This is a genomic window from Aquabacterium sp. NJ1, from assembly GCF_000768065.1.
Taxonomy (GTDB): Bacteria; Pseudomonadota; Gammaproteobacteria; order Burkholderiales; family Burkholderiaceae_C; genus Aquabacterium.
Map to the genome: position 1 here is coordinate 4,696,986 of NZ_JRKM01000001.1, position 23,985 is coordinate 4,720,970.

Consider the following 23,985-nt stretch of genomic DNA (forward strand, 5'->3'; position numbering starts at 1 on the left):
CGCTTGTGACGCCATGAAGCGCGATGAGGTGAGCCAGGCTCAGTGCCCGTCTGCATGCAGCTTCTTGTGGATCTGGCGTGTGCCCCACCAGATCGCCGCCAGCACCAACGGGATCAAGGCACCGGCCAGCATCTCCGGATTGATGGGCAGGCCGGCCGCCTTGGCCGCCTTGCCGCCATACAGCACCAGGCTGATCACGTAGTACGAGATCGCCGCAATCGACAGGCCTTCCACGGTGCTTTGCAGGCGCAACTGCAGCTCTTGCCCGCGAGTGAGCTTTTCCAGCAGCATCTGGTTTTGCGACTCGGTGGCGATGTCCACCCGCGTGCGCAGCAGGGCGCTGGCGCGCTCGATGCGTTGGGACAGCGAGGCCAACCTTTGTGCGGTGGCCTGCACGGTGGCCATGGCCGGCGACAGGCGCTTGAGCAGGAATTCGCCGACCATCTGTGTGCCGGGGATGGCGGTTTCGCGCAGTTGCTCGATGCGCTGCTCGACCAGGCCATGGTAGGCCCGCGTCGCCGAGAAGCGGTACATGTGGCGGGCAGTGGCACGCTCCACACGTGCGGCCAGGCCGATCAGTTGCGCCAGCAACTCCTGATCCGACGTCTCGGTGCTTTCCATGTGGGCCGTGATCTCGGCCAGTTGCAGCTCGGACTCGGTCAGCATGGCGCTGATGTCCTTGGCCACGGGCAGGCCACGCAGTGCCATCAGCCGGTAGGTCTCCAGCTCCAGCAGGCGTTGCGAGGTGCGGCCCGAGCGCAGCTCGGATGTATTGGGCGGCGAGATCACCAGCAGGCGCTCGAAGCCACTGTCGCGCAAGCGGAAGTCCGTCATGACGCAGGAGCGCCGGATGCCCAGCAGCGAAGCGACCGTCTCGCGGCCTTCGAACCAGGGCGCTGCCAGCGCGCGCATGGCGGCCGGGTCGTCCACCTCGCCGTGCACCATGGCCATCGTGATGGCGGCCACCGTGCGCCCGGGGATGCTGGCCAGCCAGGCTGTGTCCACCACCAGGGCTCGCATCAGTTCGGCCTCGTCACCCGTTTCCAGCACATGCGATGGCAAGGTCTGCACGATCGAGTAGCGCGTGAACTCGGTGTGGCGTTCCCACTTGAGCGTGTGGTCGGCAAAACGCAGCCGCAGGAAGTTGCCCGAGAGCTGGTCTTGCGTGAGGCCTTGCTGGCCAGGCAATTGACGCAGATGCTGCCACTCCTGCTCGCGGCTCACGCCCTCGTTGAGCACGGCCACGTACACCACCAGAGCGGGCAGGCGGATGCGAGCTGGCGGGCGCGCGTGGACCTCGTTGTGCAGCACCTCACGCAAGGCGTCGTTGTCAGGGAGGACCTGGGGCAAGGCGGGGGGCAGGGCAGAGGTCATGAGCGCGTGGGCGGGCAATGGACAGCCCTTTGATCCTACATGGCAATCAGGGTGGGCTTACTTGAGCACGACGCCGTTCGCGTCACTCACATGGACGGTGACGGGGATGCCCTGGCCCACACTTTGTGTGACCGTGCAGAAGGCCTCGAACTGGCTGAGCACGCGGTCCAGATGCTGCAGTTGCTCGGCGGGCACGCCCAGCTTGAGGTCGGCCGTCATGGCCAGCACGCGCACGCGGCCTTCGCTGTTGCGCCCGACTTCCGCGCGGACCTGACAGCTCAATGGTTCAGGCTGTTGCTTGAACTTGCGCAGCGCAAACAGCAGCGAGTCAGACAGGCAGTTGCCCACCGCCGCGGCCAGCAACTGCACAGGTGAGGGGCCCAGGCCCTGGCCCAGCGGCGCGGGCTCGTCTGCCAGCAGGGTGGGGACGTCGCCCTCGAAGGTGACCTTGAACTGATAGTCCTGCTGCTGAGACAGGGAGACTTGCACAACTTGATCGGACATGGCGGGCTTTCCGGGTGAGGGCTGTCAAAGACCAGTTCCTAGGAACCTGGTGGGGTATGGGATCACTTTATTGACGAACAATATATTTGTCAACATAATGTTATTCATGAAAGTGAAGGACATGGATCTCAACGCCCTGCAGGCATCGGCTGAACAGGCCTGTGCCTTGTTGAAGGTGCTGGCGCATGCGGACCGGCTGGTCCTGCTGTGCCGCCTGGCGCAGGGCGAGTTCTGTGTGAGCGAGCTGGAGGCCGATCTTGGCATCCGCCAGCCCAGCCTGTCCCAGCAGCTTGGCGTGTTGCGCCAGGAGGGCCTGGTCGACACGCGCCGTGAGGGCAAGCATATCTATTACCGGCTGCTCAGTGAAGATGCACGTGCCATCATGGAAGTGCTTCACAGTCGGGTATGCGGTGCGGCCGTGTCAGAAAAATCTTGTTGACCTTGTGATGATGGATTGGAGAACCCCATGACCTTGAGCGTGCCTGTGAATCCCGTTTGCCCCGAGTTCGCCGTTTGCGGCCAGATCAGCGTGGCTGACGTCGCGGTATTTGCCAAACAGGGCTACCGCAGCATCATCAACAACCGCCCTGATGGCGAAGGTGGCCCGGATCAACCGACCAGCGCCCAGATCGAGGCCGCAGCCAAGGCGGCCGGCCTGCGCTATGTGCACTTCCCCGTGGCCAACCTCATGATCAGCGAGCAGCAGGTGATGGCTTATCACGCGCTGTGCGCGGATCTGCCGCACCCCATCGTGGCTTTCTGCCGCTCGGGTGGCCGCGCCAATGCCTTGTTCCAGGCATGCGGTTGCAGAGTCGGCCAGGCAGGCTGAGCGCAATGAGCATTCCCAGGCGCATGCTGCCCGGCACGGACGCGCCCTGGGCGTGGCCCGCGCCCTGGATGCGCCAGTGGCAACGTACCTGGCTGCACGGCGACCTGAGTGCAGGTGTGGTGGTGGCCGTGATGCTGGTGCCCCAGAGCCTGGCCTATGCCACCTTGGCGGGCTTGCCTGCGCAGGCTGGCTTGCTGGCGAGCTTGTTGCCTTTGCTGGCTTACGCCTTGTTTGGCAGCAGCGCGTCCTTGTCGGTCGGGCCCGGGTCCATCACTTCCTTGATGGTGGCGCAGGCCTTGGTGCCACTGGCGCAAGGCAGCGTGGGCAGGTATGCGGCCATGGCGGCGTTTCTGGCTCTGGCCTCAGGTTTGCTGATGTTGCTGATGGGCGTGCTGCGCATGGGCTTTCTGTCGCAGTTGCTCAGCCGCCCGGTGGTGCAGGGGTTCACGGTGGCGTCAGCCTTGCTGATTTTGCTGGGGCAACTGGCCCCGCTGTTGGGCTGGCCCGCCCTGGGCTACACCTTGCCGGACATGGTGCCGGCGGTGGCGGTTCAGTTCGGCCATGACATGGCGGGCTTGAAGGGTGATGCCATCGTAGGCGGGGCATCGCTGTTGATGCTGGCATGTGGGCAGCCTCTGACCAGCGCGCTGGCTCGCGTGTTGCGGCTCGCGCCAACGACATCGGCCGTGTGGCTCAAGCTGTGGCCTGTGGCCGTGCTGGTGGCGGCTGCCTGGCTGGCCAAGGGCTTGAGCACCCATGAGGGGCTGAGCGCTGCCCTGGTCGGGCAGGTGTCCCTGGGCAGCCCGTTGGCCTCGGTCTCTTCGGCCTTCTGGCAAGCCCTGCGCCTGTCGGATCTGCGTGATCTGTTTGCCCCGACGGTGCTGCTGGCGCTGGTGGGCTTTGTGAGCAGTGTGTCCGTGGCCCAGACGTTTGCCATGAAGCACGGCGAGCGCATCGATGCCGACCGTGAACTGCTGGGTCTGGGGCTGGCCAATGTAGGCAGCACCGTGCTGGGGGGCTTGCCAGTCACAGGCGGCTTGTCCCGGTCTGTGGTCAATGAGGCGGCCGGTGCGCGCAGCCCGCTTGCCGGTGTGATCAGCGCCTTGCTGCTGGGGGCGGCCTTGCCTTTGCTCATGCCCTTGCTGGCCTGGCTGCCCAAGGCGGCGCTGGCCGCGGTCATCATTTACGCGATCGCCAACCTGGTGGAGCTGGGCTCGCTCAGGGCCGCGTGGCGCTACGAGCGCACCGAGGGCTGGGCGTTTGTCAGCACGGCGCTAGGGGTGCTCTTCATTGGTTTTGAAGCCGGCCTGGGCCTGGGCATGGCCTGGTCCATGGCGGCCATGATCTGGCGGCACAGCCAGCCGCATGTGGCCGAGGTGGGGCGCTTGCCGGGCACATCGCATTTTCGCAATGTTGCGCGGCACGAGGTCGAGACCTTGCCGGACACGGTGTTCGTGCGGGTGGACGAGAGCCTGGACTTCACCAATGTGCAGCGTGTCGAGCTCAAGTTCTGCGAGTTGGTTCATGGGCGCGCTGGCGCATCGAAGGTGGTCTTGCTGCTGTCTGCGGTCAATCACATCGATCACACGGCGGCGCAGACCTTGTTGGCGCTGGATGAGGCTCTGGCCGACCAGGGCAAGACGCTGCATCTGGCGGAGATCAAGGGGCCGGTCATGGACCGGCTCAAGGCCGCGGGTATGGACATCCGTTTTGCGGGCAGGCAGCATCTGAGTGCCCAGCAGGCCTGGGATGCCCTTGTCGCATGAGCCCGGGCGCAAGTTTTTTGTTTGTCACTAGGAGAGAAGCATGAAAGCGAATGTTGGTGGTCTGGATCGTGCAGCCCGTATCACGGCGGGTGTGGTGTTGGTGGCCTTGGCTGCAACCGGCAAGGTCGGCCTGTGGGGCTGGATCGGGCTGGTGCCAATTGCCACGGGCTTGTCGGGCTGGTGCCCGGCTTACCTGCCGTTTGGCATTTCCACTTGCAAGACCAAGTGAGGTGATGCAGCCGCGCTGGCGGCGCACCGCAAGGGCTCTTCGGAGCCCTTTTTTCTTTTGTGTGCACCATCGGTTGGCATGCCCGCTCCGTGCATGCACAGGCTTTGAGCATGGCGGTGCACAGGTCACGCGCGCTGCAGCCGCCAGGGACGGCAATGTGCACCAGCGAGGCGAATCCAACCTGGCACGCTTGCTGCTCTATCCCATTCGGTATTACCAGATGTTCAACCCGTAATAACCGTGAATGGGCCAGATCATGATCTCAACGACAGCAGTAAAGCGTTTGACCAAAGGCTTCAAGGCGCTGACCTTGGCGGCCACCCTGGTGGGTACACAAGCCGGCTGGGCCGCGCAGCCCCTGAAGATCGGCTACAGCGACTGGCCGGGCTGGGTGGCCTGGCAGGTGGCCATTGACAAAGGCTGGTTCAAGCAAGCCGGCGTGGACGTGAAGTTCGAGTGGTTCGACTACTCCGCCTCCATGGATGCCTTCTCCGCCGGCAAGATCGACGCCGTCACCATGACCAACGGTGACACGCTGGTGACCGGCGCAGGCGGCGGCAAGGGCGTGATGATCATGCTGACCGACTACTCCAACGGCAACGACATGATCGTCGGCAAGCCCGGCATCAAGTCGCTCAAGGACCTCAAAGGCAAGAAAGTGGCCGTCGAGGTGGGCCTGGTTGAGCACCTGCTGCTGCTCAACGGCTTGAAGAAGGCCGGCCTCAAGGAGTCCGACGTCACCCTGGTCAATGCGAAGACCAATGAAATGCCGCAGGTGCTTGCTTCCGGCGACGTGGCTGCGGTGGGCGCCTGGCAGCCTATCGCCGGGCAGGCCATCAAGGGCTCGCCGGGTGCCAAGCCTTTGCTGACATCCGCTGACGAGCCTGGTCTGATCTACGACGTGCTGACGGTCAGCCCCGCCAGCCTGGCGACGCACAAGGCCGAGTGGCAGAAGGTCGTGATGGTCTGGGACAAGGTCGTGAGCTACATCGAAGACCCCAAGACCCAGCCTGATGCCGTGAAGATCATGGCCGCCCGCGTGGGGGTGCCGCCCGATGCCTACATGCACTTCCTCAAAGGCACCAAGCTGCTGTCGCTGGCCGAGGGCAAGAAGGTGATGGTCAAGGCCGATGGCTTCAAGTCTTTGTATGGCTCCTCGAAGATCGCGGACGACTTCAACGTCAAGAACGCCGTCTACAAGGAAGCGCAAAAGGTCGACAGCTACATCGACCCCAGCCTGACGAACGCGGCAGCCAAGTAAGGCGCCTGGTTTGCGGCGCCCGGTCCAAGGCGCCCGTCTCAACCTCATTCAAAGCGGTACACCTCTCATGAGTCAGACCGGATGGTTCGCCGTGCGCGTGGCCTTGTCGCCGCGCCGCAAGCTGGTGCTGGGTATCGGGGCCTTCGTGCTGCCCTTGATGCTCTGGTGCGCCGTGAGTTACCTGCCGTTCGTGTGGCACCCGCAGGTGCTCATCACGCAGCCCGGTGACGTGGACTACTTCCAGCCTGGCATGCGTGTGGACAAGGAGGTGTTCCGCGATGAGGCGCACAACATGCAGGAGGCCGGCAAGGCCGCACCGCTGGGCGAGCCCGCCAACCCGGTGTACCTGCCGGCCCCTCATGAGGTGGTGAAGGCCTTCTACACAGCCTTCACCACGGCGCCCGAACAAAAGGACGCGCCCTGGCTGCACGAGAGCCTGTGGCACAGCATGAAGATCATCTTCTGGGGCTTCTTGCTGTCATCGCTGATTGGTGTGCCGCTGGGCATCGTGTGCGGTACCTACAGCAGCATCGCCCGCCTCAACGAGCCTTTCATCGAATTCTTCCGTTACCTGCCTGCGCCCGCCTTCGGCGCGCTGGCGGTGGCCATCCTGGGCATCCATGACGGCCCCAAGATCGCCATCATCGTGATCGGCACCTTCTTCCAGCAGGTGCTGGTGATCTCGAACACCACACGCAAGCTGGACTACGCCTTGCTCGAAGCCGCCATGACGCTGGGCACCCGGCGCTGGCGCCTGATCTCGCGTGTGGTGGTGCCCGGCATCCTGCCCGATCTGTACCGTGACCAGCGCGTGCTGCTGGGCTGGGCCTGGACCTACCTCATCGTGGCCGAGTTGATCGGCACCAGTTCGGGCATCACCTTCTTCATCACCCAGCAAGCCCGCTACCAGCACTTCGAGAACGTGTACGCGGCCATCGCCATGATCGGGATCATCGGCCTGGGCATCGACCTGCTGCTGGCCTGGGCCGGCCGGCACCTCTTCCCCTGGGATCGCTCCCAAGGCAAGCACTGAGCCCTCAAGGAAAGCACCGCCATGTCGGACATGAACGTCTCTTATCTGGATCAGAGCGATGCCGTGAAGGCCCGCTTTGACAAGCTCAAGCAGCGCGAAGTGATCCTGGAGGTCAAGGGCCTGGGCAAGACCTATGACTCGCACCAAGGGCCAGTGACCGCCTTGCAGGACATCAACTTCAAGACCCATCGGCGCGAGTTCGTGTGCGTGATCGGCCCCTCCGGTTGTGGCAAGTCCACGCTGATCCGCATCCTGGCGGGGCTGGAGTCGCACTCGGCCGGTGAAGTGCTGCTGGACGGCCAGCCCGTGAACGGCCCGGGGCGTGATCGCGGCATGGTGTTCCAGGGCTACACCCTGTTCCCATGGCTGACGGTCAAGAAGAACGTGATGTTCGGTCTGGAGGTCAACAATGCCGGCCGCAATGAAGCCGAATCACAAGCGCGCCAGTGGCTGGAGCTGGTGGGCCTGAGCAAGTTTGCCGACCACTACCCGCACCAGCTGTCGGGTGGCATGAAGCAGCGTGTGGCCATCGCGCGTGCGCTGGCGAACCAGCCTCGCATCCTGTTGATGGACGAGCCCTTTGGTGCGCTGGACGCCCAGACCCGCGCGAAGATGCAAAGCCATCTGCTGGAGATCTGGAAGAACATCGACATCACCATCCTGTTCATCACGCATGACCTGGACGAAGCGATCTTCCTGGCTGACCGCATCCTGGTGCTCAAGGCGCACCCTGGCGCCGTGCAGGAGTTGATCGAGGTGCCCGTGCCGCGACCCCGCTCGGCCATGCAGATCACCAGCCCCGAGTTCCAGGCCACCAAGGCGCGGCTCGAAGCCTTGATCCACCCGCCAACCGAGCAAGCCGAGCACGATGAGGATGCGGAGGTCATGCCCAAGGTGATCCGCCTCACGGATGTGGCCGACAACGTCGAGTGAGGAGGGCGCAGCATGCAATGGTCTCAACTGACATGGGCCGAGTTGCCCGACCAGCTCATCGCCGCATCACAAGCGGCCATCCTGCCCGTGGGCGCGACCGAGCAGCACGGCCCGCACATGGGCTGCGGCATGGACGCGGTGATCGCCGATGTGCTGTGCAAGGCCGTGGCCGAACGCACCGGCGTGCCCATGCTGCCCACCTTGCCTTACGGGTGCTCGCTGGGCCACAGCCGACGCTGGCCCGGCACCATCGCCGTTCAGCCCATCACTTTGATCGAGCTGGTCAAGCAGATTGGCGATGGCGCGTACTACAGCGGCGTGCGGCGCCTGTTCATCATCAACACCCACGTGACCAATGCCGCGCCGCTGCGTTGTGCGCTGGAGATGCTGCGTGCCGAGCACGATGACCTGATGGTGGCCGTGATCAACTCGCCGCAAATCAGCGAACGGGTGCGCGCGTTCCACTTCGCCGATGCCGAAGACTGGCACGCCAATGATGCCGAGACCTCGCTGATGCTGGCCGTGGCGCCCGAGATGGTGCGCCCCCATCTGCTGCACGAGGCCGACGACCCCGACCGTACCGAAGGCCAGGTGTTCGCGCATCCCGTCAACCGCACCAGCCTCAATGGCGTCACCGGCACGCCCAGCCTGGCCACCGCTGAAAAAGGCCAGCAAGGCTTTGACTGGATGGTGGAAGACCTGTCCGCCTTGATCTGCAAGGGCATGGCGCAGACGCCGCCCCTGGCGCATTCCTACTTTGATCGCGTGGCCTGAATCGCAGCCGCCACGCCTGTTTCCCTCCCTCGTTTGTTGCTAACGGAGTTCAGCATGCATGCCTCTCAAGAAGTTCTGGCCATCCAAGAGTCGCTCAAGGCCAAAGGTGTGAAGTACTGCATCGGCGCTTATGTCGATATTCATGGCATCCAGAAGGCCAAGGTGGTGCCCATCGACCACCTGCCGCAAATGGCCGCCGGCTCGGAGCGCTACACCGGTTACGCCCTGGACGGCCTGGGCCAGGCCCCCAACGAAGACGAGCTGACCTCGGTGCCTGACCTGCGCCACATCGTGCAGCTGCCCTGGGAGCCCACGGTGGCCTGGATGCCGGCCGACAACCACTTCAAGGGCGAGCCTTACCCCTTGAGCACACGCGTCGCGCTGCAAAGCGTGATGGCCCAGGCCGCCCAGATGGGCTTTGGCATGAACCTGGGCATCGAGTGCGAGATCTTCCTGCTGAAGCAACAGGCCGATGGCAGCCTGGCCGTGCCGCATGCCAGCGACAAGCTGACCAAGCCTTGCTATGACGTCAAGGGCTTCATGGACAACTTCAGCTGGCTGGACAAGGTGGCCACCTGCATCAACAACCTGGGCTGGGATCTCTACTCCTTCGACCACGAAGACGCCAACGGCCAGTTCGAGTTCGACTTCAACTACGCCGATGCGCTCATCACCTGCGACCGACTGACGTTCTTCCGCATGATGGCCAAGCACTACGCAGAAGAAGAGGGCTTGCTGGCCACCATGATGCCCAAGCCCTTTGCCGACAAGACGGGCAACGGCGCGCACTTCAACATGTCGCTGTATGACCTGAAGACGGGCAAGAACCTGTTCGCCTGCGACCCCAAGGACGACCCGCGCGGCATCGGCCTGACGCCGCTGGGCTACCAGTTCGTGGCCGGTATCCTCAAGCATGGGCGTGCCCTGTGTGCGGTTTTTGCGCCCACGGTGAATAGCTACAAGCGCCTGGTGCGGCGCGGTGCCATGAGCTACTTCTCCTGGGCGCCGGTGTTCAACTCCTATGGCTCCAACAACCGGACCAACTCGGTACGCATCCCGGCAGGTGGCGGCCGCTGCGAATCACGCAATGCCGATGGCGCGGTCAACCCCTACCTGGCTGCCGCGCTGGCACTGGCCGCCGGCCTCGAAGGCATCCGCGAAGGCCTGAACCCCGGTGAGCCCAACGAGGACAACCTGTACGAACTGACCGATGCCCAGCGCGCCGAGCGCGGCATCGAGTTCCTGCCGCAGACCTTGCAGGAGGCCGTGGCCGCCTTTGCCGCCGACCCGCTGGTGGAGCGCACGCTGGGCAAGGGCCTGCGTGACGAGTTCATCAAGTACAAGACGCAGGAATGGGAGGCCTACCACCTGTCCGTCAGCCAATGGGAAACGGCCCGCTACAGCGCCATGTTCTGACGCCATGCCCACCATGAACGAAACGCTCGACACCCGAGGCAGCCCGGTCACGCGCATCAGCATCTCGATGCCCGAGGACCTGCTTCAGGAACTGGACGTGATGGTGGCCCGCCGCGGCTTCGAGAGCCGCTCCCAGGCCATCGGCACGATGATCAATGACCAGTTGCTGGAGCACAAGCGCCAGTTGGGCGAGCAGGTCATGGTGGGCACCATCACCTTGTTGTATGACCGGTCCGTCAAGGGGTTGCAAAAGCAGTTGTCGGACCTGCAATGCCACCACATCGACGAGGTCATCAGCTCGCTGCACGTGCACCTGATGGACAAGCAGATGCTGGAGGTCGTGCTGGTGCAGGGGCCGGCCACCAAGTTGCAGGCGATTGCGGACGCCATGAGCACGCTGCGGGGCGTCATCACCGGGCGCTTGCAGCTCATGGCTGCCACGATCCCGCCGGTGCACCCGCTGAGCAAGGGCTAGCCAGGGCTCAGCAAGGCTGCGGGCGATGCGGCCCTTTACAAACCGGCAATATGGACATGAGTCGGCACAGGGGGCTGACGGGCTGATAATGCGGGGCGCCGGCGCCGAAGGCTTTGCTTCGGGCCCGCCCCCAATTCGCACAGACCATGATCGCCACACAACAATACCGCCACTCTGCCCGTCGTTTCGCATCCGCCATTGCACTGGGGCTCATCAGCCTGAGCTGGGCTCCGTCGAGCTTCGCCGTGGAGATTTCTCCGCCGCCGGCCCTGAGCAACAAGGCCTTCCTGCTGATGGACTTCGACACGGGCCAGGTGCTGGCATCGTCCAACCCGGACGAGCCCTTGCCGCCCGCTTCGCTGACCAAGATGATGACCAGCTACATCGTCGAGCAGTCGTTGAGGTCGGGGCGTCTGAAGCCCACCGATCAGGTGCGTGTGAGCCTGAACGCCTGGTGCCGCGGCTCCAGCACCGAGTCCTGCATGTACCTGCCGCTCAACAGCTCGGCCTCCGTGATGGACATGCTGCGCGGCATCATCGTGCAGTCGGGCAATGACGCCTCCAAGGCCATGGCCGAGCACCTGGGGGGCTCCGAAGAGGCGTTTGCCCAGACCATGAACAGCGAAGCCAAGCGCCTGGGCATGACCCACACGCACTTCGAGAACGCCACCGGCCTGCCTGCACCCAACCACCTGGCGTCTGCGCGTGACCTGGCCCTGCTGGCCCGCGCCATCATCCGTGACAGTGCAGACTACTACCCCATCTACGCCGAAAAGGAATTCAAGTTCAACGGCATCAAGCAGGGCAATCGCAATGCCTTGCTGTACACCGACCCGACGGTGGACGGCCTCAAGACCGGTCACACCGAAGCGGCTGGCTACTGCCTGACGGCTTCGTCCAAGCGCAACGGCATGCGTTTGATCTCCGTCGTGATGGGCGCCACCAGCATGCAAGGCCGTGCTGACCAGACTCGCGCCTTGTTCAACTGGGGCTTCAGCTCGTTTGAGAAGGCCAGGGCCCTGGGTGCCAACACCCCGGTGGTTTCGGCGCCTGTGCTGTTTGGCAAGGCCGATGTGGTGCCGGCCGGCGTGCTGGCTGACTGGAACCTGATGGTGCCGCGCGGCCAGGGCACGCAGATCAAGACCACGGTGCAGCTCAACCCCGAGATCAAGGCGCCGATCGCCCAGGGTGCGGTGCTGGGCAAGGTGGTGGCCACCATCGATGGCAAGCCTTATGGCGAGCAGAACCTGGTGGCCTTGCAACCGGTCGAGCAGTCGGGCTTCGTCCTGAAGACCTGGCAGCACATCCGCAAGCTGTTCAAGTAAGCCGGGCAGCCAAGGTCTCATTGCGCGCATGCTGGTTCATCCTCAGTTCGACCCGGTGGCCTTGTCCGTCGGGCCCATCCGCTTCCACTGGTACGGGCTCATGTACCTGCTGGGTTTCGTGCTCTTCCTGGTGCTGGGCCGCAGGCGAGTGAAGCAGGGCCTGGCGCCCATCACCGCGCCGCAGGTCGAGCAGTTCCTGTTCTACGGGGCCATGGGGGTGGTGATCGGCGGGCGGCTGGGCTATGTGCTGTTCTACAAGCCGGCGTTCTACCTGGCGCACCCCATGGATGCCTTGCACCTGGGGCAGGGCGGCATGTCCTTCCACGGCGGCTTCCTGGGGGTGGTGATCGCGGGCTGGCTGTTTGCGCGCCGCTATGGCGTGCCCTACCTGCGCTTGTTTGACTTCGTCGTGCCGCTGGTGCCGCTGGGGCTGGCTGCGGGGCGCATTGGCAACTTCATCAACGGTGAACTGTGGGGGCGGGTGACCAGCCCGGATGCGCCCTGGGCCATGGTGTTCCCGCACGCCGGTGACGGTTTGCCCCGCCACCCTTCACAGCTGTACGAGTTCGCGCTGGAAGGCGTGGTGCTGTTCACGGTGATGTGGTTGTTCACGCGCAAGCCCAGGCCCGTGGGGCAAGCCACGGCCTTGTTCATGATGGGTTATGGCCTGGCGCGCTTCACGGTGGAATTCACCCGCGAGCCGGACAACTTCCTGGGCTTGCTCAGCATGGGCTTGAGCATGGGCCAGTGGTTGAGCATGCCCATGATCCTTGTAGGTGCTTTGCTCTGGTGGCGCTTCAGCCGCCAGGCCGCGCCTCAGGTGAACGGATCCTGATCCAGCTGATCGGTCAGCGGATCTTGCCCAGCAGGGTCTCGATCTCGTCGAACATCTCGCCCATGGCGCCAGCGTCCTTGCTCAGGTCAGCGCCCAGACGGGTCTGCAGCTGCTGCTCCATGAAGCACACCGTCATGCGCACATAGGTGCTGTCCAGCGCCTTGCGCACCGCGGCCATCTGCGTGGCAATGGGCAGGCAGCCTTCACCCTCTTCGATCATGCGCTGGATGCCGCGCAACTGGCCTTCCGCGCGCTTGAGGCGGTTGAGGATGTCAGTGCGGCTTTTGTCGTTGTCCAGGGCGGCCATAGGGGTGCTTGCGAGGGAAGAGATGCAGGCCTCGATTGTGCCCAATCTTTTCCCTTTTGGTGCGCCCATGAATCAGTGGTCCTTGAGCTTCATGATGCCCATGGCCTTCATGACCACACGCTCATAAATGGGTTCCGAGGTGCCTTTCTTCATCTTGCGCATGAAGTACTTCTCGAACGCGATCTTGGCCAGGTGCACCCAGTAGCCTTCGCTGAACCAGCTCACATTGCGCGGCGGGATCTGGGGCAGTGCCACAAAGGCCGCACCGCGGTCCCCGAAGTCGGCCAGGCACACGGCGTTCCAGGTGGCGTGTTCGTGCGGTTGCGCACCATCCAGCAGAGCACGAATGTTGTGCGCCGTGGCCGTCACCATGGACTCGATCATGTAGCCGGTTTTCGGGATGCCCGTCGGGATGGGTGTCGGCTCGGGCGGCGTGATGGCCACGCACACGCCCACTGCAAAAACATTGGGATAGCGCGGGTTGCGCTGGTGTTCGTCGATCAGCACGAAGCCACGTGGGTTGACCAGGCCTTCAATGCCGAAGATGGCGTCCACGCCCTTGAACGCGGGCAGCATCATCGAGTACTTGAAGGGCAGGGTGTGGTCCTTCTTGGGCTTGCCGTCTTCGTCGTGCTCGGTCACATGCATGAGGCCGGCTTCGACCTTGGTGACCTTGGCATTGCAGATCCAGCGCACCGACTTGTCGCGGAAGATGGACTCCATCATGCTCTTGGAGTCGCCCACGCCGTTGAGCCCCAGATGGCCGATGTAGGGCTCGGAGGTCACGAAGGTCATGGGCACCTTGTCACGGATCTTGCGGCGGCGCAGGTCCGTTTCCATGATCATCGCGTACTCGTAGGCCGGGCCGAAACAGGAGGCACCTTGCACCGCGCCCACAACGATCGGGCCTGGATCGGCCACGAACTGCATCCAGGCTTCGCGGGCGTGCTCGGCATGGTCCACATGGCAGACCGAGTGGGTGTGGCCTTGCGGGCCCAGCCCTTCGATCTCGTCAAAGGCGAGCTTGGGGCCCGTGGCGATGACCAGATAGTCATAAGCGATCATTCGCCCATCGGAGAGCTCGACCTGGTTCTGCTCGGGGTGGACGCGCTGGGCGCCCACGGCGATGAAGTCGACGCCCTTTTTCTCGAGGATCGGCGCGATGGGCAACTCGATCTCGTCGCGGTCCCGCCAGTCCACGGCCACCCAGGGGTTGGATGGCACAAAATGGAAAGTGGGTGTGTTCGAGATGACGGTGATCTTGTCATCCGGCCGTGCGTTTTCCTTCATCTCGAAGGCCATGGGCAGGCCGCCAATGCCAGCGCCCAGGATCACGATGTGTGCCATTTCAATCTCCTTACCTATACGGGTATGGGTATATTGAAATGATCTGCTTTTCAGTGCGACTAGGTTACAGGGTTTGCCCTGATCGTCAAGGCTTTTCAGCGAATCTTGCCCAACAGGGCTTCGATTTCCTTGAGCACCGCGGTGGTGTCGCCGGAGGCCGCGCCGGCTTGCCCGTCCTGGCCACGCATCTGCTGTTCCATGAAGCACATGGTCATGCGCACATAGGTGCTGTCCAGCGCCTTGCGCACCGCGGCCATCTGGCTGGCAATCGCGGCGCAAGGGTCGCCCGCTTCCAGCATGCGCTGGATGCCGCGCAACTGCCCTTCCGCGCGCCGCAGGCGGTTGCGGATGTCAGCGCGGCTCTTTTCGTCGGTGAGCGCTGCCTGATCGCAGCGCTGTGCCGGCGTGTCCTGGCTGGGGCTGCGAGGCTTCATGGCGGGCTGAACTTGTGTCTCAGGCGGCGCAGCTTGCACCGTCCTTGAAGCCCAGCTTGCGCAAGATGATGGCCATCGGGCAGAAGTTGGTGAAGCCGAACTGGAACAGGTTGGCGCCCACAAAGGCCGTGAAGGCCAGCGCCCATTTCGAGACGAACAGCGGGCTGCCCTCTACGCCCAGGGCGAGCGAGATCATGATGAAGAGCCCGGCAACGATGCGGATCATGCGTTCAACGGTCATGGTGGTTTCCTTTCAAATCAAGAGCGTGCCGCCATCGATCAGGCGGTTTCGTGCTGGCGCCGATAAGCGGCGTAATACAGCACCGGGATGACCACCAGCGTGAGCAGGGTGGACACCAGGATGCCGAAAATCAGGGATACGGCCAGGCCGTTGAAGATGGGGTCGTCCAGGATGAAGAAAGCGCCCACCATGGCGGCGATGCCGGTCAGGGCAATGGGCTGGGCCCGCACGGCAGCCGACTGCACCACGGCCTGCTTGAAGGCCATGCCGCGCGCCACCTGCAGCTCGATGAAGTCCACCAGCAGGATGGAGTTGCGCACGATGATGCCGGCCAGCGCGATCATGCCGATCATGGACGTGGCCGTGAACTGCGCATGCAGCAACGCGTGGCCAGGCATCACGCCGATGATGGTCAGCGGGATGGGCGCCATGATGATCAGCGGCGTTCTGTAGGACTTGAACTGCGCGACCACCAGCAGGTAGATCAGGATGAGGCCCACGCCATAAGCGGCGCCCATGTCGCGGAAGGTCTCGTAGGTGATCTGCCATTCGCCGTCCCACTTCAGCGCATAGGCGCGGTAGGGGTCGGAGGGCTGCTTGATCCAGTACTCCTGGATGCCGCCGGTATCAGGCAGGGCGGCTTCGTTCAACTTGCTGCGGATGGCGAACAAGCCGTAGAGCGGTGAATCCAGCTGGCCGGCCATGTCACCGAAGACATAGCTCACGGGCAGCAGGTCCTTGCTGAACAGGGGCTTGTCGATCACGCCGCGCTCGATGCGCACCAGCTCGGACAGCGGCACCAACTGACCATTGGCAGCGCGCAGTGGCAAGGCCAGCAGCTTGTCCAGGCCAATCTGGGATTCACGCGGCAACTGGATGCGCACGGGCACAGGCAGCTTGGCTTGGCCATCGTGCAGGTAGGCCGGGTCGGCGCCCGACAAGGCAGCCTGCACCGCCTGCGCCACGCTGGCCACGGGGATGCCCAATGACTCAGCGCGCTGACGCTGCACACGCAGGAACACGCGGGCTGCGTCTTCCTTGAGGCTGGTGTCGATGCCGACGATGTCCGGCGTGCCGGCAAAGGCCTTGGCCACGCGCTGGGCCAGCTGGGCGCGACCGGCTTCATCCGGGCCGTAGACCTCGGCCACCAGGGGCGACATCACGGGCGGGCCTGGCGGCACTTCCACCACTTTCACGCGTGCGCCATGGCGTGCGGCGATCTTCTCCAGATCGACACGCAGGCGTTGCGCAATCACGTGGCTCTTTTCATGACGGTGGTGTTTGTCCACCAGGTTGACTTGCAAGTCACCCTGTTCAGCGTCAGCACGCAGGTAGTACTGGCGCACCAGGCCGTTGAAAGTGATGGGCGAGGCCGTGCCTGCATAACCCTGCAGGTTCAGCACCTCGGGCTGTTTGGCCAGGAAGGCGCCCATGTCCTGCAGGGTGGCGGCGGTGTCTTCCAGCGGGGTGCCAGCCGGCATCTCGACCACCACCTGGAACTCGCTCTTGTTGTCGAAGGGCAGCATCTTGAGCACCACGCCCAGGCCCGACGAGGGGATGGTGGCCAGGCCCACCGACAGCATCAAGGCGGCCACGATGCCCAGGCCCATGGCCCAGCGGCGGCCACGGTAAACGAGCAAAGGCATCAGCACACGGTCGAACAGGCCTTGCAGCTTGCCGGCCAGGCCGGTTGGCGCCGGGGCCGTGTGCTCGCCATGGCCTGCACCATCACCATGGGCGGCCGCGTGTGGCTTCATCAGCTTGAGCGCCAGCCACGGCGTGACCGTGAAGGCAATGCCCAGCGACAAGGCCATGCCCAGGCTGGAGTTGATGGGAATCGGGCTCATGTAGGGGCCCATCAGGCCACTCACGAAGGCCATGGGCAGCAAGGCCGCGATCACGGTCAGCGTGGCCAGGATGGTGGGGCCACCCACTTCGTCCACGGCGCCGGGGATGATCTCGCGCAGCGGTTTGCCAGGGTCCAGCTGTTGATGGCGGTGGATGTTTTCGACCACCACGATGGCGTCGTCCACCAGGATGCCGATGGAGAAGATCAAGGCGAACAGGGACACGCGGTTGAGCGTGAAGCCCCAGGCCCAGGATGCGAACAAGGTCGCAGTCAGGGTCAGGATCACGGCGGCGCCCACGATCACGGCTTCGCGGCGACCCAGGGCCAGGCCCACCAGCAGGATCACGGAGCCGGTGGCGAAGGCCAGCTTCTGGATGAGCTTGTTGGCTTTCTCTGCGGCGGTTTCACCGTAGTCACGCGTGATGCTCATCTCCACATCGGCGGGCAGCACGGTGTTGCGCAACTCGTCCAGGCGCTGGCGCACCGCACGGGCCACATCCACGGCGTTCTGGCCAGGCTTTTTGGTGACCGTCAGCGTGACAGCGGGGAAGGACTGGCCTGCGCTGGCCTTGGCCTCGGACGCACGGCCACCAGCGGCAGTGGCGCTGGCACCTGTGACGGTGCTGGCGCCTGCACCCGGCGTGAACCACACGTGGCGCGTGGCCTGTTGTGCACCCCATTCGACGCGGGCGACTTCACGCAGGTAAACCGGCTTGCCCTGGCTCACGCCCACGACGAGGTTACCCACGTCGTCTGCAGAGCGCAGGAACTCGCCGGTTTCGATGCTCAGCATCTGCGAGCGGCCATCGGCCTGCGGGTTCAGCACGGCGCCAGACGGCAGGCTCTGGTTGGCGGCGGCCAGGGCTTGCTGCAGGCTGTTGATGTCCACCCCGCGTTCACGCAAGCGGCTGGGCTCCAGCGTCACCATCACGGCCTGGCCGGGGCCGCCGATCGTCTGCACTTCGCGGGTGCCCGGCACACGCTTGATCTCGGCCTCCAGGCTGCGCGCGACGCGCTCCAGCCCCAGCGCGGCCTGCGCATCCTTGCTCCACAGGGTCACCGCGAGCACGGGTACGTCGTCGATGCCCTTGGGCTTGACGATGGGGGGCATGGCACCCAGGTTGCGTGGCAGCCAGTCCTGGTTGGCGTTGAGCACGTCGTACAGGCGCACCAGCGCGTCGGTACGTGGCACACCCACCTTGAACTGCACCGTGAGCACCGCCATGCCGGGCCGCGACACCGAGTAGGTGTGCTCGATGTCGGCAATCTGGCCGAGCACCTGCTCAGCCGGGCGCGCGATCATGTTCTGCACGTCCGTGCTGGAAGCGCCGGGGAAGGGCACCAGCACATTGGCCATGGTCACGTTGATCTGCGGCTCTTCCTCGCGCGGGGTGACTAGCACGGCGAACAGGCCCAGCAACATGGCCACCAGGGCCAGCAAAGGCGTGAGGGCGTTGTCCTGAAAGGCGCGTGCCAGGCGGCCCGAAACGCCCAGGGTGGATTCGGTGCTCATGGCTTGACCTGGGCAGGGTTGAGGGGGCTGGCGTTGAGCAAGCCCGCCTTGAGTGCGTTCTGGGCGATGGTGTCACCGGCGCGCAGGCCGCTGAGCACCGTCACGGTCGTGGCCTGAGCGCTCATGGGCGCGGTGCGCACGGCTTGCAGCATGAACTGGCCTTCGCGGGCCACGTACACGCCGGTCAGTTCGCCGCGCTGGATCACGGCCTGTGCGGGCACGACCAGGCCGGCCTCGGCCGTGCCGCTGGATGTGGGGGCGGCCATGCCACTGAAGCGCACGCGCACCGTCTGGCCGGGCAGGGTGGTGGTCTGCGGCAGGTCAAGCCGCCACTCCACCGTCTGGGAAACGGGGTCGGCGCCGGGCAGGGTGACCACGCGGGTGGCGCGCACCCATTGCGCCGGAGCCTGCGGCCCACCTGCCGGCAGCCAGACTTCGGCCGCGCTGGCCGTGCGCACACGGTCCGCCTGCGAGGCGGGCACTTGCACCACCGCCCGCATGGCCTGGGGTGAATACATGGTCAGCACGGGGCGCCCGGGCGCGGCCAGGTCCCCCACATCCGCCTGGGTGGACAGCACCTTGCCGTCAAACGGTGCCACCAGGGTGGTGAAACCTTTGGCCAGCGCGGCCTGAGCCTGGCCTGCCTTGGCCGCATTCACGCCAGCCTGGGCGGCGCGCCATTGCGCCTGAGCACTGTCCAGCGCGGCCGCACTGATGAAGCCTTGGGCCTTGAGTGCCTGGCTGCGTTCCCACTGCTGGCGCGCGTTGGTCAACTGGGCATCGGCCTGGGCCACGTCGGCCTGGCTGCGGGTCAGGGCGGCCTGGGTGTCCCTGTCGTCGATACGGGCAAGCGCCTGGCCGGCTTTCACGCTGTCCCCCGCCTTGACGAGCAGGGCGGTGATGTTGCCGGGCACCTGCGCGGCCACCGTGCTCTGGCGCACGGCCTGGATCACGCCATCCCACTCCATGACAGCCGCCTGAGATTGCGCCTGTACCTGGATGGTGGGGACCATGAGTTTGCCGCCCTCGCTGCGGGCGGGCGAGCACGCGGCCGCCAGGGTGGCGCCGAGCAGCGTGACAAAGGCATGGTGTCTGGCCATGAATGTTCTCCTCATTCCTATACCGTGGGGAGTATACATATACCCTGCGGGGTATGCAAGCGCTGTATTTCAGTGGGCGCAAGCGCCACCCTAAACCAGACAAGGCTGGCCTGCGTGGCCTCAGCCCGGGATCAGCACGCTGGACGACGGTTTGGCCGGGTCGTAGTAAACCTTCACCTTCGTGCCTGGCTGGAAGGGCGCGATTTCAGTGAGCGCCTGTTGCTCGTCAAAATGGTTCAAACCAAAGGCCCGCAGGCGGTCACCCGTGTAGGTGACGCCGTTGACCGTGTAGCGATAACGAACCTCGGTAAACCAGTGGTGGGTGGGTGTACCACGCTGGTCGCCGGTTTCGTTGTGCTGCCGGGCCCGGGCTTCCAGCATTTCACCCTCGACAGACGGCCAGTTCGGGCTGCCTTCCTTGATCTGCCAGGCGCGCCAGGCTGCCACGCCCAGGATGAGCACGAAGGCGATGATCAGGTACTTTCCCAGGTCGTCAGGCATGGTGGGCGTCGGTCAGTGTGCGCGGCGTGTGGTGCCAGGGTTGCAATTCGTTGATGCGCCTTCGTGCGCGCCGCCGATTTGCGCGAAGATCAAGGCTTGTTCCCGCTCAGCCGGTTTTTCTCGTTTATGCCTCAATCTGCCGTTTCGCACAGCCCTTTTTACGCCCACCTGTCGCGTCTGCGCTTCATCAAGCGCTGGGGCCTGATGCGCAATGCGGTCGAGGAGGATGTCGCCCAGCACAGTTGGGAGGTGGCCATCCTCGCGCACGCGCTGGCCGTGATCGCCCGCGACGTGCTGGGCAAGCAGGTTGACCCCAACTCGGTGGCCACGCGCGCCTTGTTTCATGACGCCACCGAAGCCATCACCGGTGACCTGCCCACGCCCGTGAAGTACTCGCCGGCCATGCGCCACGCCACGGCCAATCTGGAGGGCGAGGTCTGCGAGGAAATGCTGCGTCTGTTGCCCGAGTCGGTACGCCCCGCGCTGCGCGCCGCCATGGATCACCACGAATGGCCTGATGACGAGGCCCGCCTGATCAAGTCCGCCGACCGCCTCGCTGCGTGGCTGAAGTGCCGCGCCGAGCTGCGCTACGGCAACACGGAGTTCGCCCAGGCGGCCACCCAGGTGCGGGCCAAGATCGACGAGCACATGACGCCCGAAGTGGCCTGCTTCCTGGAGACCTTCGGTTCGGCCTACGAGTTGACGCTGGACTCCTTGATGCAAGGGGAGTGAGCCCTTGGCATTCGATAGACCACGCTGGCGGGATGTTCTGGCTGGCTTGTCGGTAGCCGGCCTGCTGCTGCCAGAAGCGGTGGCCTATGCCGGTATCGGCAACATGCCGCCACAGGCGGGCGTGCTGGCCTTGTTCGCCGGTTTGTTGAGCTACGCCTTGCTGGGCACCAGCCGGTTCGCCATTGTGTCGGCCACCTCGTCATCGGCGGCGGTGCTGCTGGCGGCCACAGGGTCGCTGGCCGGGGGCAATACCCTTTTACGCATGGAGCTGGCTGCCGGCCTGGTCATGTTGACCGGCTTGCTGTTCCTGCTCGGTGCCAGCGCGAAGGTGGGCGCGGCGTCGGCCTTCATATCCAAGCCTGTCTTGCGTGGGTTCGCGTTTGGCCTGGCGCTGATCATCATCATCAAACAATTGCCGCGCTTGCTGGGCATCAGCGTGGTTGGGCACGATGTGCCGTCGATGCTGCAAGGCGTTGCCGCGCAGGTGGCGCACTGGCACCGGCTCAGTCTGGCCTTGGGTGGGCTGTCCTTGCTGGCGCTGGCTGTGTTCGCGCGCCCAGGGGTGCGCTGGCCGGGCGCCTTGCTGGTGATGGTGGCAGGCATGGCCGCGCAGCACCATTTGCGTCTCGAGGATTGGGGTGTGGCCCGCGTGGGCGTGATCGAATTGCACCTCAATCAGCCGGCGCTGCCCGCCTTGGCCCGCGAGCAGTGGCTGCGCCTGGGCGAACTGGCCGTGGCCATGGTCCTGATCCTGTATGCGGAGTCCTACGGGGCGATCCGCACGCTGGCACTCAAGCACGGTGACGAGGTCAAGCCCAACCGTGATCTGCTGGCGCTGGGCGTGGCCAATGTGCTGAGCAGCCTGGTGCACGGCATGCCGGTTGGCGCCGGGTACTCGGCCAGCGTGGCCAACGAATCAGCCGGGGCGAAAACCCGTTGGGCGGGGCTGGTGGCCCTGGTCGTGCTGTTGGTGGTGGCCTTCAGCCTGCTACCCCTGGTGGCCTATATCCCCGAACCGGTGCTGGGCGCCATCGTGATCCACGCGGTGAGCCACATGCTCAACCCGCAGGTCTTCAGGCCCTATTTCATCTGGCAGCGTGACCGGCTGGTGGCCTTGCTGGCGGTGGCGGCCGTGCTGTGGCTGGGGGTGCTCGATGGCTTGCTGGTGTCGATCGGCATCAGCCTGTTCATGACCCTGCGTGGCTTGGCGCAGGCCCGCCTGGCCGTGCTGGGCCGGCTGGACGAAGGGCATGACTTCATCGACCTGAAGCTGTCCCCCATGGCGGTGCCGGAGGAGGGGATGCTGATCGTGCGGCCCGAGGCGCCCTTGTTTTTTGGCAATGTGGAAAGCCTGATGGCGCAGGTGCGGGACGAAGTGGCAAGGCACCCTTCTGCGCAGACCCTGATCCTGAGCCTGGAGGAGTCCCCCGATCTGGACGGCAGTTGCGTCGAGGCCTTGCGTGACCTGAGCGCCTGGCTGCAACAAGCAGGCCGTCGCCTGATGCTGGCCCGCTTGAAGAACCCCGCCTACATCGTCTTGCAGCGAGCCGCCTTGCCCAAGGTGACGCTGAACGTGCTGAGCATCGATGATGCCGTCAAGCTGGCCCGGGGCAGCCAGGGCAAACAGCACTGAACCAGCGTTGGCGCCAACATGGTGCGGGTTTTGCTTGCCTCATGCGCTCACACAAAACATGACGCTGAGGTTGATGCATGACGTCCTTTATTCGCGCGGCCGAAATCTGGCTGCCCGCTTCTGATCACAGTTTGCTTGAATTTGGTGCAGGCGCCTTTGGTGAGGCCTTGAGCTTTGCGGCGGTCAGCCGCGCCATGTGCTTCGGGCGCGCCGAGGGCTTGCCCGGCGAGGCCTGGGACTTGGGCCACCCGGTTTTGCTCAAGCAGTTCGAGGGTTCGCATTTTCGGCGCACCAGCGCAGCCAAGGCCGCTGGCCTGACCTGTGCCGTGGCCGTTCCCTTTTTTGTTGCCGGCCAGTTGACGGCCGTGGTGACCCTGTTTGGTGGCGACGACCCGAACAGCAAGGGGGCGATGGAGTTGTGGCGCAACGACACCCGCATCAGCTCGGACATGAGCTTGCTGGACGGCTACTACGGCGGCTTGCCGCCTGAGTTCGAGCGCCTCTCACGCGACGCATTTTTGCCCCGTGGCACCGGCGCCCCCGGCATGGCCTGGCAGCGCGACGAGGCCGTCATCATGGGCCAGGCAGACACCCACGCACGCTTTCTGCGCGGTGAGGCCGCCACGGATGCCGGCATCTGCCGCGCGATGGCCATGCCCTGTTGTTCCACAAGCCACGCCAGTTACGTGCTGATGCTGCTGTCCGGCCGCGAAACACCGATTGCCCGGCGCATGGAGCGCTGGGTGATGGACCGCGCTGGCGCTCAGCTTGTGCTGGCTGCCGGCCATTGCGAGCAGGCTGGTGATCTGGGGCAGTCTGGCGACGTCATCAAGCTGCTGGATGCCGATGCGCGGCTGACCAAGGCTGTGGGCTGCGGCGTGCCGGCCCTGACCGAGCCCGCTGCGCGCCTGCCTGGCAGCGAAGCCTGCCTGTGGCTGCCCGTGCTGGTGGAAGACAAGGTGACCGAGCTGGTGGCGCTCTACCTCTGACGGGGGTAAATTCCGGTAAAGCAGGCCCGCCTTGGTCAGCTCGGGCGCTGGGCCTTGCGTTGAATGTGCATCTTCAATACCGGAAGACCATCATGAAAAAACTGCTTCTTGCTTTCGCAACCCTGGCTGCCGTGCCCGCTTTCGCCCAGACCTCCGTCGGGGTGTCCATCGGGATCAACCAGCCCGGCGTGTATGGCCGCATCGACATCGGCAACTACCCGCAACCGGCTCTGGTGTACCCGCAGCCGATGATCATCCAGCCCTCGCCCGTGGCTGTTTACCAACGCCCGATCTACCTGTATGTGCCGCCTGCGCACCAGCGGGACTGGCGCCGCTATTGCAGCCGCTACAGCGCTTGCGGGCAGCCGGTGTACTTCGTACGGGAGGACTGGGTGCGGGATCGCTGGGAGCACGAGCATGAGCGTGATCGCAACGACCGAGACCGCCGTGACCGCCCAGGCCGAGGCAATGCCTATGGCCATGACCGTGACCACCGTGATCATGGCCGAGACAATCCCGGCCGCGGCCGCGGCCACGATCGGGATTGATCGCAGGCAGCTTGCTCGCTCGGCATGAAACCATAAT

Annotated in this window: 25 protein-coding genes; 16 read left to right on the forward strand and 9 right to left on the reverse strand. The window is 64.7% G+C overall.

The annotated features are described in order from the left end of the window. Positions 1-39 precede the first annotated feature (39 nt). Together JY96_RS20270 and JY96_RS20275 are read right to left on the reverse strand one after the other, a co-directional pair. Positions 40-1,374, reverse strand: a complete 1,335-nt coding sequence (locus JY96_RS20270; RefSeq protein WP_035040177.1) for a DUF3422 family protein — start codon at positions 1,372-1,374, stop codon at positions 40-42. Between the two features lie 57 nt (positions 1,375-1,431). After that, on the reverse strand, positions 1,432-1,878 hold the full coding sequence (locus JY96_RS20275; RefSeq protein WP_035040178.1) for an OsmC family protein: 447 nt from the start codon (positions 1,876-1,878) through the stop codon (positions 1,432-1,434). Between the two features lie 97 nt (positions 1,879-1,975). On the opposite strand from JY96_RS20275, the gene JY96_RS20280 reads away from it, so the two are divergent. The 12 genes from JY96_RS20280 (at position 1,976) to lgt (ending at position 12,754) form a co-directional block, all read left to right on the forward strand. After that, positions 1,976-2,317 carry a metalloregulator ArsR/SmtB family transcription factor gene (locus JY96_RS20280; RefSeq protein WP_369796202.1) on the forward strand — a complete coding sequence of 114 codons (342 nt, stop codon included), beginning with the start codon at positions 1,976-1,978 and terminating at the stop codon, positions 2,315-2,317. Positions 2,318-2,344: 27 nt separating this feature from the next. Beyond that, entirely contained in the window at positions 2,345-2,707 is a 363-nt protein-coding gene (locus JY96_RS20285) for a TIGR01244 family sulfur transferase (RefSeq protein WP_035040179.1), read from the forward strand. A gap of 5 nt (positions 2,708-2,712) precedes the next feature. After that, positions 2,713-4,473, forward strand: coding sequence for a SulP family inorganic anion transporter (locus JY96_RS20290; RefSeq protein WP_161784373.1), 1,761 nt, complete (start codon positions 2,713-2,715; stop codon positions 4,471-4,473). Between the two features lie 40 nt (positions 4,474-4,513). Next, positions 4,514-4,702, forward strand: coding sequence for a DUF2892 domain-containing protein (locus JY96_RS20295; RefSeq protein WP_035040181.1), 189 nt, complete (start codon positions 4,514-4,516; stop codon positions 4,700-4,702). Positions 4,703-4,985: 283 nt separating this feature from the next. Continuing rightward, entirely contained in the window at positions 4,986-5,963 is a 978-nt protein-coding gene (locus JY96_RS20300) for an ABC transporter substrate-binding protein (protein ID WP_369796181.1), read from the forward strand. A 67-nt stretch (positions 5,964-6,030) separates the two neighbouring features. Further along, positions 6,031-6,996, forward strand: a complete 966-nt coding sequence (locus JY96_RS20305; protein ID WP_035040184.1) for an ABC transporter permease — start codon at positions 6,031-6,033, stop codon at positions 6,994-6,996. 21 nt (positions 6,997-7,017) lie between these two features. Continuing rightward, the gene (locus tag JY96_RS20310) at positions 7,018-7,929 is read left to right on the forward strand and encodes an ABC transporter ATP-binding protein (RefSeq protein ID WP_035040187.1); all 912 of its coding nucleotides are present in this window, start codon (positions 7,018-7,020) and stop codon (positions 7,927-7,929) included. A gap of 12 nt (positions 7,930-7,941) precedes the next feature. Continuing rightward, positions 7,942-8,703 carry a creatininase family protein gene (locus tag JY96_RS20315; RefSeq protein WP_035040189.1) on the forward strand — a complete coding sequence of 254 codons (762 nt, stop codon included), beginning with the start codon at positions 7,942-7,944 and terminating at the stop codon, positions 8,701-8,703. A gap of 54 nt (positions 8,704-8,757) precedes the next feature. Next, positions 8,758-10,119: a type III glutamate--ammonia ligase gene (glnT, locus tag JY96_RS20320; protein ID WP_035040190.1), complete on the forward strand. Its 1,362-nt coding sequence runs from the start codon at positions 8,758-8,760 to the stop codon at positions 10,117-10,119. 4 nt (positions 10,120-10,123) lie between these two features. Further along, complete coding sequence (gene nikR, locus JY96_RS20325; protein WP_200883536.1) at positions 10,124-10,594, forward strand: nickel-responsive transcriptional regulator NikR; 471 nt, start codon at positions 10,124-10,126, stop codon at positions 10,592-10,594. A 146-nt stretch (positions 10,595-10,740) separates the two neighbouring features. Beyond that, entirely contained in the window at positions 10,741-11,919 is a 1,179-nt protein-coding gene (locus tag JY96_RS20330; protein WP_035040192.1) for a D-alanyl-D-alanine carboxypeptidase family protein, read from the forward strand. A gap of 28 nt (positions 11,920-11,947) precedes the next feature. After that, positions 11,948-12,754: a prolipoprotein diacylglyceryl transferase gene (gene lgt, locus JY96_RS20335; protein ID WP_035040203.1), complete on the forward strand. Its 807-nt coding sequence runs from the start codon at positions 11,948-11,950 to the stop codon at positions 12,752-12,754. A 13-nt stretch (positions 12,755-12,767) separates the two neighbouring features. Here lgt and JY96_RS20340 read toward each other — a convergent pair whose 3' ends face one another. From JY96_RS20340 to JY96_RS20370, 7 genes are all read right to left on the reverse strand, one after another. Continuing rightward, the gene (locus JY96_RS20340; RefSeq protein ID WP_035040205.1) at positions 12,768-13,061 is read right to left on the reverse strand and encodes a metal-sensing transcriptional repressor; all 294 of its coding nucleotides are present in this window, start codon (positions 13,059-13,061) and stop codon (positions 12,768-12,770) included. A gap of 72 nt (positions 13,062-13,133) precedes the next feature. Continuing rightward, positions 13,134-14,408 carry an NAD(P)/FAD-dependent oxidoreductase gene (locus JY96_RS20345; protein WP_035040207.1) on the reverse strand — a complete coding sequence of 425 codons (1,275 nt, stop codon included), beginning with the start codon at positions 14,406-14,408 and terminating at the stop codon, positions 13,134-13,136. Positions 14,409-14,503: 95 nt separating this feature from the next. Further along, positions 14,504-14,842 carry a metal-sensing transcriptional repressor gene (locus tag JY96_RS20350; RefSeq protein ID WP_052162999.1) on the reverse strand — a complete coding sequence of 113 codons (339 nt, stop codon included), beginning with the start codon at positions 14,840-14,842 and terminating at the stop codon, positions 14,504-14,506. Positions 14,843-14,861: 19 nt separating this feature from the next. Continuing rightward, positions 14,862-15,083: a DUF2892 domain-containing protein gene (locus tag JY96_RS20355; RefSeq protein ID WP_035040210.1), complete on the reverse strand. Its 222-nt coding sequence runs from the start codon at positions 15,081-15,083 to the stop codon at positions 14,862-14,864. A 38-nt stretch (positions 15,084-15,121) separates the two neighbouring features. After that, positions 15,122-18,445 carry an efflux RND transporter permease subunit gene (locus tag JY96_RS20360; protein ID WP_035040212.1) on the reverse strand — a complete coding sequence of 1,108 codons (3,324 nt, stop codon included), beginning with the start codon at positions 18,443-18,445 and terminating at the stop codon, positions 15,122-15,124. After that, entirely contained in the window at positions 18,442-19,545 is a 1,104-nt protein-coding gene (locus tag JY96_RS20365; protein ID WP_035040215.1) for an efflux RND transporter periplasmic adaptor subunit, read from the reverse strand. The genes JY96_RS20360 and JY96_RS20365 overlap by 4 nt, the downstream gene beginning before the upstream one ends. 120 nt (positions 19,546-19,665) lie before the next feature. After that, positions 19,666-20,046, reverse strand: a complete 381-nt coding sequence (locus JY96_RS20370) for a DUF3592 domain-containing protein (protein ID WP_035040217.1) — start codon at positions 20,044-20,046, stop codon at positions 19,666-19,668. Between the two features lie 126 nt (positions 20,047-20,172). Here JY96_RS20370 and yfbR point away from each other — a divergent pair, with 126 nt between their 5' ends. The 4 genes from yfbR to JY96_RS20390 all read left to right on the forward strand — a co-directional run bounded on the left by yfbR (position 20,173) and on the right by JY96_RS20390 (position 23,948). Next, complete coding sequence (gene yfbR / locus JY96_RS20375; RefSeq protein ID WP_035043830.1) at positions 20,173-20,778, forward strand: 5'-deoxynucleotidase; 606 nt, start codon at positions 20,173-20,175, stop codon at positions 20,776-20,778. A gap of 4 nt (positions 20,779-20,782) precedes the next feature. Further along, positions 20,783-22,411 carry a SulP family inorganic anion transporter gene (locus JY96_RS20380; protein WP_035040219.1) on the forward strand — a complete coding sequence of 543 codons (1,629 nt, stop codon included), beginning with the start codon at positions 20,783-20,785 and terminating at the stop codon, positions 22,409-22,411. Positions 22,412-22,488: 77 nt separating this feature from the next. Further along, the gene (locus JY96_RS20385) at positions 22,489-23,400 is read left to right on the forward strand and encodes a GAF domain-containing protein (RefSeq protein ID WP_052162804.1); all 912 of its coding nucleotides are present in this window, start codon (positions 22,489-22,491) and stop codon (positions 23,398-23,400) included. Positions 23,401-23,492: 92 nt separating this feature from the next. Next, positions 23,493-23,948 carry a hypothetical protein gene (locus JY96_RS20390; RefSeq protein WP_035040222.1) on the forward strand — a complete coding sequence of 152 codons (456 nt, stop codon included), beginning with the start codon at positions 23,493-23,495 and terminating at the stop codon, positions 23,946-23,948. Positions 23,949-23,985: the final 37 nt, after the last annotated feature.

What these genes read in the sequence shown, in the direction of transcription:
- JY96_RS20270 (WP_035040177.1), bottom strand. Translation starts at nt 1,374, where the DNA reads ATGACCTCTGCCCTGCCCCCCGCCTTGCCCCAGGTCCTCCCTGACAAC.
- JY96_RS20275 (WP_035040178.1), bottom strand. Translation starts at nt 1,878, where the DNA reads ATGTCCGATCAAGTTGTGCAAGTCTCCCTGTCTCAGCAGCAGGACTAT.
- JY96_RS20280 (WP_369796202.1), top strand. Translation starts at nt 1,976, where the DNA reads ATGTTATTCATGAAAGTGAAGGACATGGATCTCAACGCCCTGCAGGCA.
- JY96_RS20285 (WP_035040179.1), top strand. Translation starts at nt 2,345, where the DNA reads ATGACCTTGAGCGTGCCTGTGAATCCCGTTTGCCCCGAGTTCGCCGTT.
- JY96_RS20290 (WP_161784373.1), top strand. Translation starts at nt 2,713, where the DNA reads ATGAGCATTCCCAGGCGCATGCTGCCCGGCACGGACGCGCCCTGGGCG.
- JY96_RS20295 (WP_035040181.1), top strand. Translation starts at nt 4,514, where the DNA reads ATGAAAGCGAATGTTGGTGGTCTGGATCGTGCAGCCCGTATCACGGCG.
- JY96_RS20305 (WP_035040184.1), top strand. Translation starts at nt 6,031, where the DNA reads ATGAGTCAGACCGGATGGTTCGCCGTGCGCGTGGCCTTGTCGCCGCGC.
- JY96_RS20310 (WP_035040187.1), top strand. Translation starts at nt 7,018, where the DNA reads ATGTCGGACATGAACGTCTCTTATCTGGATCAGAGCGATGCCGTGAAG.
- JY96_RS20315 (WP_035040189.1), top strand. Translation starts at nt 7,942, where the DNA reads ATGCAATGGTCTCAACTGACATGGGCCGAGTTGCCCGACCAGCTCATC.
- glnT (WP_035040190.1), top strand. Translation starts at nt 8,758, where the DNA reads ATGCATGCCTCTCAAGAAGTTCTGGCCATCCAAGAGTCGCTCAAGGCC.
- nikR (WP_200883536.1), top strand. Translation starts at nt 10,124, where the DNA reads ATGCCCACCATGAACGAAACGCTCGACACCCGAGGCAGCCCGGTCACG.
- JY96_RS20330 (WP_035040192.1), top strand. Translation starts at nt 10,741, where the DNA reads ATGATCGCCACACAACAATACCGCCACTCTGCCCGTCGTTTCGCATCC.
- lgt (WP_035040203.1), top strand. Translation starts at nt 11,948, where the DNA reads ATGCTGGTTCATCCTCAGTTCGACCCGGTGGCCTTGTCCGTCGGGCCC.
- JY96_RS20340 (WP_035040205.1), bottom strand. Translation starts at nt 13,061, where the DNA reads ATGGCCGCCCTGGACAACGACAAAAGCCGCACTGACATCCTCAACCGC.
- JY96_RS20345 (WP_035040207.1), bottom strand. Translation starts at nt 14,408, where the DNA reads ATGGCACACATCGTGATCCTGGGCGCTGGCATTGGCGGCCTGCCCATG.
- JY96_RS20350 (WP_052162999.1), bottom strand. Translation starts at nt 14,842, where the DNA reads ATGAAGCCTCGCAGCCCCAGCCAGGACACGCCGGCACAGCGCTGCGAT.
- JY96_RS20355 (WP_035040210.1), bottom strand. Translation starts at nt 15,083, where the DNA reads ATGACCGTTGAACGCATGATCCGCATCGTTGCCGGGCTCTTCATCATG.
- JY96_RS20360 (WP_035040212.1), bottom strand. Translation starts at nt 18,445, where the DNA reads ATGAGCACCGAATCCACCCTGGGCGTTTCGGGCCGCCTGGCACGCGCC.
- JY96_RS20365 (WP_035040215.1), bottom strand. Translation starts at nt 19,545, where the DNA reads ATGGCCAGACACCATGCCTTTGTCACGCTGCTCGGCGCCACCCTGGCG.
- JY96_RS20370 (WP_035040217.1), bottom strand. Translation starts at nt 20,046, where the DNA reads ATGCCTGACGACCTGGGAAAGTACCTGATCATCGCCTTCGTGCTCATC.
- yfbR (WP_035043830.1), top strand. Translation starts at nt 20,173, where the DNA reads ATGCCTCAATCTGCCGTTTCGCACAGCCCTTTTTACGCCCACCTGTCG.
- JY96_RS20385 (WP_052162804.1), top strand. Translation starts at nt 22,489, where the DNA reads ATGACGTCCTTTATTCGCGCGGCCGAAATCTGGCTGCCCGCTTCTGAT.
- JY96_RS20390 (WP_035040222.1), top strand. Translation starts at nt 23,493, where the DNA reads ATGAAAAAACTGCTTCTTGCTTTCGCAACCCTGGCTGCCGTGCCCGCT.